Origin of the sequence: Burkholderia sp. Tr-20390 (genome assembly GCF_017104595.1) — a bacterium.
Taxonomy (GTDB): Bacteria; Pseudomonadota; Gammaproteobacteria; order Burkholderiales; family Burkholderiaceae; genus Burkholderia.
Window position 1 is genome coordinate 21,929 of sequence record NZ_JAAGPC010000108.1, and the last position, 7,787, is coordinate 29,715.

Consider the following 7,787-nt stretch of genomic DNA (forward strand, 5'->3'; position numbering starts at 1 on the left):
CCGGCGCGCGGCCCTGGCGCCCGGCAACGAACGCGCGGAGAGCTTCGACGTGGTGCTTTTTCCTATCCGATGGACCGGCCGGCTAGTCGCCTGCGCCATCGCGCTCGGCCCCGGTGCGGCCATGGCCGATGTGCGCGACCACGGCAACACGATCGACACGGCCGGCGGCGCGCCCGTCACGGTCGTCAGCGACGTCCACGAATTCGTGATCCAGCACGACGGCTCGCTCGACGAGCACGACGATTCGACGCTGCGCGCGAACGACGCGAACGGCATCGATGCCATCGCGCAGCGCTACGTGTGGTTCGACAGGAATCTCGAGAAGGTGGACCTGCTCGCGGCCGAGACGATCGACCGCGACGGCGTCGCGCATCCGGTCGGCGCGGACGGCATCCGCGACGTGCAGGAACCGCGCTCGGCCGGCGCGCCGACGTTCCAGGACGGGCTGCTGCGCACCGTCGTGTTTCCCGGCGTCGAAGCCGGGTCGAGCACGCGCGTGGCGTTCCGCAAGACCCGCACGAAGCCGGTCAACCGAGGCTACTTCGGCTATACCGTGGAGCCGTCGCGCGAGCCGGTCGACCGCCAGCGGCTGATCTTCGACGTGCCGGCCGACATGCCGCTGTACGCGGATGCGCACGGCTACGTCGCGCTGCCGCCGGTCACCGCGAACGGCCGCACGCGCTACGAATTCGACTACCGGCACGGCCCGTACGACCGCATCGAAAGCGGCGCGGTCGGCTACGCGACCTACGGCGACCGGCTCGTCGTCTCGACGCTGCCTGACTACGCGGCGTTCGCCGCGCGCTACCGCCACGCGGCCGTCGATCCGGGCGCGGACGATCCGGCCGTCGCGCAGCTGGCGCGCACGCTCACCGCGGGTGTCGCCGATCCGCACGACCAGGCGCGCATCCTGTACGACTGGGTGCAGGCGAACATCCGCTACGTCGGGCTGTTTCTCGGCGAAACGGCCGCCGCCCCGCATCGCGTCACTGACATCCTGCGCAACCGCTACGGCGACTGCAAGGATCATGTCGCGCTGTTCGGCGCGCTGCTCGCGGCGATCGGCATCCGCAGCGAGCCGGTGCTGCTCAATCTCGGGTCCGTCTACACGCTGCCGTCGGTGCCCGGCTACGGCGGCGGGGCGATCAATCATGCGATCACGTGGCTGCCCGATCTCGCGCGCTATGCGGACACGACGACGGCCGGCATCGCATTCGGCTATCTGCCGCCGATCGTGATGGACCGTCCCGCGCTGCTGGTCGATACGGGCGTGCTGTCGCGCACGCCGGCCACGCAACCGCGCGGCCGCATCGCGCGGGTCGAGATCGACGCCGCGGGGCTGGGCGCCGCGCGTTTTCACGCGCACACCGAGGACGACGGCTGGACGGCCGAACTCGAACGCAACCTGTTTCGCCGCGCGACGCCCGACGCCGTCGCGCAGCTCGCGAACAACCGGCTGCGGCAAAGCGGCCTGCGCGGCCGCGCGCAGCTGTCGACCAGCGACCGGCGCGTGACCGACGGGCCGTTCGACGTGACGATGTCGGGCACGCTCGATCATTTCGTGTGGCCCGACGGCACGACCGCGTTGCCCGCGCTGTCGAGCCTGACGGGCGGCATCGCGACGCAGGTCGAGAACTGGCTCGCCGAGCCCGTGCGCACGCAGCCGTGGGGCTGCATCGGCGGCACGTTCGACGAGACCGGCCAGATCGCGCTGCCGGCCGACGTCGCGGTGACCGACCTGCCGGCCGATACGGCCGTGCACGACCGCTTCGTCGACTTCACGTCGCATTACGTATTCGACGCGGCCGCGCGCGTCGTGCAGGTCACGCGGCGCATGACGGCGGATTTCGGCCGTCAGGTGTGTACGGCGGACGAATTCACGGCGCTGCGCGCGTCGCTCGAGCGCATCGAACGCGACACGCAGGCGCAGATCGTCGTGCGGGCGAAAGGGCGTTGAACGGGCAGGGAAGGTGAACGCATCGATGCGATCGGTCGATGCGCAGGAGGAACATCATGACGGAACGGGATCACGAGATCGCCGATCTCTCGAAGGAATTGCTGGGCCGGATCGTGCAAGGCACCGTGGCGAGCGGTGCGGTCGTGGACGTGGAGCAGTGCGCGGCGCTTGCCGTGCAGTGCGCGACGGCGCTGATCGACAAGCTGGAAGCGCGCAGCGACTGAACGACGCTGCCATCACGTGTGAGGGCCATTGGGGCGACGCCTGGCGGCCGCGGCCGGCATCACGCGTGAAGCGTGACGCGCGCCACGTCATGCACTACGCTTCGACGCGCACCTCGCCATCCGCGCGCACGGCGCCCGGCGGCTTGCCCACCACGCGCTTGAACGCGCGGCTGAACGCGGCGAGCGAGCCGTAGCCCAGCCGGTAAGCGACGGCCTCGATCGTCTCGTGGTCGCGCGTGATCCATTGCGCGGCGAGCCGCATCCGCAGCTCGGTCAGGTAGCGCACCGGCGTCATCCCGGTGGCCGCGAGAAAGCGTTCGGCGAACACCGAACGCGATACGCCCGCTTCGGTCGCGAGTTCCGCCACGCTCCAGTTGCGGCCCGGATCGCGATGCAGCGCGACGATCGCGCGGCCGAGCTTCGGTTCGCGCAGCGCCTGCACCCAGCCCGTCGCATCACCGCATCCGCATTCGACCCAGCCGCGCACGATGAACGCCGCGACCACATCCGCGAGCCGCGCGAGGATGCCCGCGAAACCCGCGCGCGCCGAGCACGCTTCGCGCTCCATTGCATCGAGCATCGGGCGGATTTCCGGATAGCGCGCGAGCAGCGTGCCGACGTGCATGAACTCGGGCATCGTGCCGACCAGCGGCTGCATGCCGCCGAGATCGAGCTCCATGCACGCGCTGAAGATCAGCGCATCGCCGGCACCCGGCTCGGTCGTCGCGCAGCTGGCCGGCGACACGCCGGCCGATGCCACCGACGCGACCGTATCGCAGATTTTCGCGACCTCGAACCCGTTGATCTCGCGGCACGGTGCGTCGGGGTCCGACACCAGCGCGTGCATGCCGCCGCGCGGCAGCAGGATCGCGTCGCCGGCTTCGAGCCGCATCGTGGCGCCCGACGCGTCGCGCAGCAGCACCGGCCCGCGCCCGACGAAATGGAACTGCGCGCGGCCCGTCACGTGGCCGAAATTCAGCCCGAACGGCCGCGCGACCTGGATGCGGCGGTACTGGACGCCGCTCAGGCGCATCCCCAGCAGCAGCTCGCTGACGAGGTCGTGCACGTCGGGGATGGGCGGAAGCAGGGGCTCGGACATGGCGAGATTCGGACGAACGATCAACAAGAACGGATTGTATGTCATAGACCGTCCTGACGTGGTTCCTTACGATACGCCCTCATCAGTACTTTCCCTAACCGACACGGAACCACGCATGAATCCCGGAACCTCCACGGCCGCCTCGACGGCGGCCCCCCGCGAACCGGCCTGGGGCGCGGTATTCGCGATGACGCTCGGCGTGTTCGGGCTCGTCACGGCCGAATTCCTGCCGGCCAGCCTGCTGACGCCGATGGCCGACAGCCTCGGCGTGACCGAAGGCGTGGCCGGGCAGGCCGTCACGGCCACCGCGACGGTCGCGCTCGTCACGAGCCTGCTGATCTCGGCGCTGACGCGCACGATCGACCGGCGGCGCGTGCTGCTCGTGTTCTCGGTGCTGCTCGTCGCGTCGAACCTGGCGGTCGCGTTCGCGCCCAACCTGGCAATGCTGCTGGTCGGCCGCGTCGTGCTCGGCATCGCGCTCGGCGGCTTCTGGACGATGGCCACCGCTACCGCGATGCGGCTCGTGCCGACGGCGATGGTGCCGCGTGCGCTGTCGATCATCTTCAGCGGCGTGGCGGTCGCGACGATCGCGTCCGCGCCGATGGGCAGCTACTTCGGTCACCTGATCGGCTGGCGCAACGTGTTCCTGATCGCGGCCGCGCTCGGCGGCATCGCGTTCGTGTCGCAGATCCTCACGCTGCCGTCGATGCCGCCGAGCGGCACGACGCGGTTGCGCACGCTGATCGACGTGCTGCGCCGGCCGACCGTCGGCCTCGGCATGTTCGCGACGATCCTCGTGTTCACCGGGCACTTCGCGTTCTTCACGTACCTGCGGCCGTTCCTCGAACAGGTCGCGGGTGTCGGCGTGAACGGGTTGTCGGCGATCCTGCTCGGCTACGGCATCGCGAACTTCGTCGGCACGTCGCTCGCGGGCCGCGTGCTCGAACACCGGTTGCGGCCGATGCTGATCGGGATGCCCGCGCTGATGGTCGTGCTCGGCGTCGCGCTCGTCGCACTCGGCCGCGCGCCGATGATCGACGCGGTGCTCGTCGCGTTGTGGGGGATGGCGTTCGGCGGCGTGCCCGTCGCGTGGTCGACGTGGGTCACGCGCACCGTGCCCGATGAGGCCGAGAGCGCCGGCGGCCTGATCGTCGCGGCGATCCAGCTCGCGATCGCGACGGGCGCGGCGGCCGGCGGCGTCGTGTTCGACGCGAACGGCGCGGCCGGCGTGTTCGTGGCCGCGGCCGTCGTGCTGGCCGTCGCGGTCGCGACGATCGTGACCGGCGTGCCGAAGCGTGTCGGCGTGGTGTCCGCGCTGGCGGAATGACCGGCACCGGCGGGCCGCCCGGCCCGCCGCTCAGCGCACCGGTGCGTGCGTGTCGAGCAACTGCCGGTGACGCGCTTCGGTCGCGTCGTCGGCGGGGAACATGCACTCCATGCGCAGTTCCTGCGCGGCGGCGCTTTGCGGCGTCCCCACCGTCGTGACCAGCGAGAAGTAACGCAGCACGACGCCTTCATGCACGAAGCCGATCGGGATGACCGGCAGCGACGGGGCGGCGGCCGGCGCCGGCGGCGTTTTCCAGTCGCGCGGCGCATCGGGGCTCGCGAGCAGGTCGTCGAGCAACTGCCGCGTGTCGTCGTCGATCACGCGGCCGACCGCTTCGCGATGCACGCGTTGCAGCAGGCTGCGCGACACCGTCTCCCAGTCGGCCAGGAACGGCCGCATGCCGTGCGGATCGAACATCAGGCGCAGCAGGTTGCGCGGGCCGTCGCGCGCGGCCATGTCGATGAAGCAGCCAAAGAAGCGCGGCGCCGCGTCGTTGGTCATCAGAACGTTCCAGTGGCGATCCATCACGATCGCCGGAAACGGATCGTGCTGGCGCACGACGCGTTCGAGCGCGCCGATCACGCCCTGCATCTCCTGCGCATCCCACGGCGCTTCCGAATACACCGGTGCATACCCGGCCGCGAGCAGCAGCGCGTTGCGCTCGCGCAGCGGCACGTCCAGCGTTTGCGCGAGCGTCAGCAGCGTGTCGCGGCCCGGCACGCTGCGTCCGCTTTCGATGAAGCTGATCTGGCGCTGCGAGATGCCCGCGTCGAGCGACAGGTCGAGCTGGCTCACGCCGCGCACGTCGCGCCAGTAGCGCAGCAACTGGCCGAGTGCGTGCGGCGGCGCGTGCGGTTCGCGACGGCTGGCGTTCATCGTGCCTCCCAGAGCGTTCCATGAAGGACGCGATCGACTATATCGGACTCACGCGGCGTTCGCCTGCCATGCGAATGCATCGAACGGTGCCTCGAGCGCGGGCTGCGTCACGCTGCCGACGTAGTTCGTGATCGTCGATGCGGCGACCACCGCGATCACTTCCAGCAACTGTTCGGCGCTGAAGCCGGCGTCGAGGAACGCCTGCCGGTCGGCCTCGGGCAGGTGGCCGCGGGTGTCGATCAGCTTGCGTGCGGTGGCCGACAGCGCGGCCAGGGTCGGGTCGCCGGGCAGGGCGCCGCGGCGGATCGCGTCGGCGTCGGCGTGGGTCACACCCTGTTTCAGCGCCAGCGCGGTATGGAACGCGACCGGCCAGTCGCTCGCGTTCGTGACCGCGTTGGTGAGCAGGAGCGTCTGGATCTGCGGCTCGGTGAGGCTGCTCGCGTGCACGCGCTCGAACAGGCCGATGAAGCCGTTGATCAGCACCGGCGACGCGGCCATGGCCGCCGCGATGTTCGGGACGATGCCGAAGGTTTGCTGGAGTTGCTGGAGGACGGGCTTTGAGGCGGCCGGTGCCGAGTCGATGGTGTGAAGCGGGTAGGCGGACATGGTGTCTCCGGGGGATGAGCGCCGCCGGAATGGCGGCGCGACACCCGAAGCGTAGGAGCGGCCGTGTCGTGCGCCAATTACATGGGATGTAATCGTTCGATGGGCGCGAAGCTGTCAGCCGCCTTGCCGGACCATCTCCGCCAGCGTCTTCATCGCCTGCAGGTACGGATACGGCCCGTGGCTGATGCGGGCCACGCCGTATTCCGCGAATTCGGCGAGCGTCGGCGTTTCCGTGACGCGCATCACGTTCACCGGCAGCGGCGACGCGGCCGTCAGCGCGCGAATGAGCGCAGGCGAGCTCAGCCCCGGCACGAACAGCCCATCGGCACCGGCCGCGGCATACGCGCGTGCGCGGGCCAGCGTGGCGTCGAGCAGGCGCTCGTCGTGCGTGTCGGCCGGCGCCTTGAAGAACACGTCGGTACGCGCATTGATGAAATAGTAGGCACCCGCGCGATCCGCGGCCTGCCGGGCTGCCGCGAGACGAGCCGCCGCTGCGTCGACGTCACGCAATTCGCCCGTCGCCGGGAAGCTGTCCTCGAGATTGCAGCCGATCGCGCCGGCCTTGATGCTGAGCGCGATCGTTTCGGCGACATCTTCCGGCCGCTCGCCGTACCCGCTTTCGAGATCGACGGTGACGGGCAGGTCGGTCGCGCGCGTGATCCGCTCGAGCACGTCCATCATCAGCGCGCGCGGCATCTGCTCGCCGTCGCCGAAACCGTTGGCCGCCGCGACCGACCAGCTGCCGGTCGCCAGTGCGACGGCGCCCGCATCGGCCGCCGTGCGCGCGCTGCCGGCGTCCCACACGTTGAACAGCGCCAGCGGCTGGCCCGCGCGGTGAAGCGACCGGAAATATGCGCCTTTCTCATTGCTGCTCATGCTTGCGTCTCCTGGTTGAAAACCGGATCGGTTGTCGTGCCGAACGATACTGCCACCGATTCGAGCGCCGCGAGGAAATCGCGTGCGTCGAACAGCTCGCCGAGACTGCGCACGCCGCCCGATACCCCGGTGTCGCCCGCGATCAGGCGCACGGCCGCCTCGACGATGATCGGTGCGCTGACTGCGTAGATGTCCTGCCCGGACGCCGTCGCGCGGTGCGTCGTGCCGCCCTGCACGACGATCGCGTCCATCGCGAACTGCTGCCCCGAGCGGCCCAGTGCGTCGGTCGACTCGGGCGGCGGCGTGGCGGCATCGCGCACGTCGCGTAGCGCGACGGTGGCGAGCCACGATTCGATCGTATCGATGCGCAGGTGACGCGACAGTGTCATCACTTCCGAAAACGGCAGCAGTGTCACGTCGACGCGGCCGATCGGCGGCGGGAACGGCCATGCGCGTTCGCGTGCGGTCGACGGCACCGGCGTCGGCTTGCCGTCCTTCTGCACGAGCCGCACCGCGCGATTGCGTTCGCCCGTCACGCGCGTGCCGCGCGTCGGGTGCCAGCGGTCGAGGCCGGTTGCGATATCGACGCGCTCGATCGGCTGGTGCGGGTCCACGACGGCCGTGACGAGCAGGTCGGCCAGGCCGCCGTAGAACGCCGCGGCCGGCACGAGGGTCACGCCCGCGGCGCGCGCCCGCGCATCGCAGTGCTCGGCCAGCGCCAGCACCGACGGCTGCTCGGCGGTCAGGTCGAGATAGGGGATGCCGGCCCGCAGCGCCGCATCGGCCAGCGGCAGCGCGGTATCCAGGTACGGGCCCGCGCAG

Annotated in this window: 8 protein-coding genes; 3 read left to right on the top strand and 5 right to left on the bottom strand. The window is 70.5% G+C overall.

The window, feature by feature from the left end; all coding sequences use genetic code 11:
• Window positions 1-49 precede the first annotated feature (49 nt).
• Window positions 50-1,957, top strand: a complete 1,908-nt coding sequence (locus tag G3N98_RS25190) for a DUF3857 domain-containing protein (RefSeq protein WP_206149508.1) — start codon at window positions 50-52, stop codon at window positions 1,955-1,957.
• A 56-nt stretch (window positions 1,958-2,013) separates the two neighbouring features.
• A complete protein-coding gene (locus G3N98_RS25195; protein WP_174976067.1) occupies window positions 2,014-2,181 on the top strand; it encodes a hypothetical protein in 168 nt (55 codons plus the stop codon).
• 94 nt (window positions 2,182-2,275) lie between these two features.
• On the opposite strand, the gene G3N98_RS25200 is transcribed toward G3N98_RS25195, so the two are convergent.
• The gene (locus tag G3N98_RS25200; RefSeq protein WP_206149509.1) at window positions 2,276-3,325 is read right to left on the bottom strand and encodes an AraC family transcriptional regulator; all 1,050 of its coding nucleotides are present in this window, start codon (window positions 3,323-3,325) and stop codon (window positions 2,276-2,278) included.
• Between the two features lie 70 nt (window positions 3,326-3,395).
• On the opposite strand from G3N98_RS25200, the gene G3N98_RS25205 reads away from it, so the two are divergent.
• Window positions 3,396-4,607 (top strand): MFS transporter, encoded by a 1,212-nt coding sequence (locus G3N98_RS25205; RefSeq protein WP_089428270.1) that lies wholly within the window; start codon window positions 3,396-3,398, stop codon window positions 4,605-4,607.
• A gap of 30 nt (window positions 4,608-4,637) precedes the next feature.
• Here the strand turns inward: G3N98_RS25205 and G3N98_RS25210 are convergent, their stop codons facing one another.
• The 4 genes from G3N98_RS25210 to G3N98_RS25225 all read right to left on the bottom strand — a co-directional run.
• Window positions 4,638-5,483, bottom strand: a complete 846-nt coding sequence (locus tag G3N98_RS25210; RefSeq protein ID WP_206149510.1) for a helix-turn-helix transcriptional regulator — start codon at window positions 5,481-5,483, stop codon at window positions 4,638-4,640.
• 48 nt (window positions 5,484-5,531) lie between these two features.
• Entirely contained in the window at window positions 5,532-6,089 is a 558-nt protein-coding gene (locus G3N98_RS25215; protein ID WP_206149511.1) for a carboxymuconolactone decarboxylase family protein, read from the bottom strand.
• 114 nt (window positions 6,090-6,203) lie between these two features.
• A complete protein-coding gene (locus G3N98_RS25220) occupies window positions 6,204-6,965 on the bottom strand; it encodes an isocitrate lyase/phosphoenolpyruvate mutase family protein (protein ID WP_206149512.1) in 762 nt (253 codons plus the stop codon).
• A partial coding sequence (locus G3N98_RS25225; protein ID WP_206149513.1) for a saccharopine dehydrogenase occupies window positions 6,962-7,787 on the bottom strand: 826 nt, incomplete at its 5' end. The genes G3N98_RS25220 and G3N98_RS25225, both read right to left, overlap by 4 nt.

Coding starts and splice junctions, on each gene's coding strand:
- G3N98_RS25195 (WP_174976067.1), top strand. CDS start 2,014: ATGACGGAACGGGATCACGAGATCGCCGATCTCTCGAAGGAATTGCTG.
- G3N98_RS25210 (WP_206149510.1), bottom strand. CDS start 5,483: ATGAACGCCAGCCGTCGCGAACCGCACGCGCCGCCGCACGCACTCGGC.
- G3N98_RS25220 (WP_206149512.1), bottom strand. CDS start 6,965: ATGAGCAGCAATGAGAAAGGCGCATATTTCCGGTCGCTTCACCGCGCG.
- G3N98_RS25205 (WP_089428270.1), top strand. CDS start 3,396: ATGAATCCCGGAACCTCCACGGCCGCCTCGACGGCGGCCCCCCGCGAA.
- G3N98_RS25200 (WP_206149509.1), bottom strand. CDS start 3,325: ATGACATACAATCCGTTCTTGTTGATCGTTCGTCCGAATCTCGCCATG.
- G3N98_RS25215 (WP_206149511.1), bottom strand. CDS start 6,089: ATGTCCGCCTACCCGCTTCACACCATCGACTCGGCACCGGCCGCCTCA.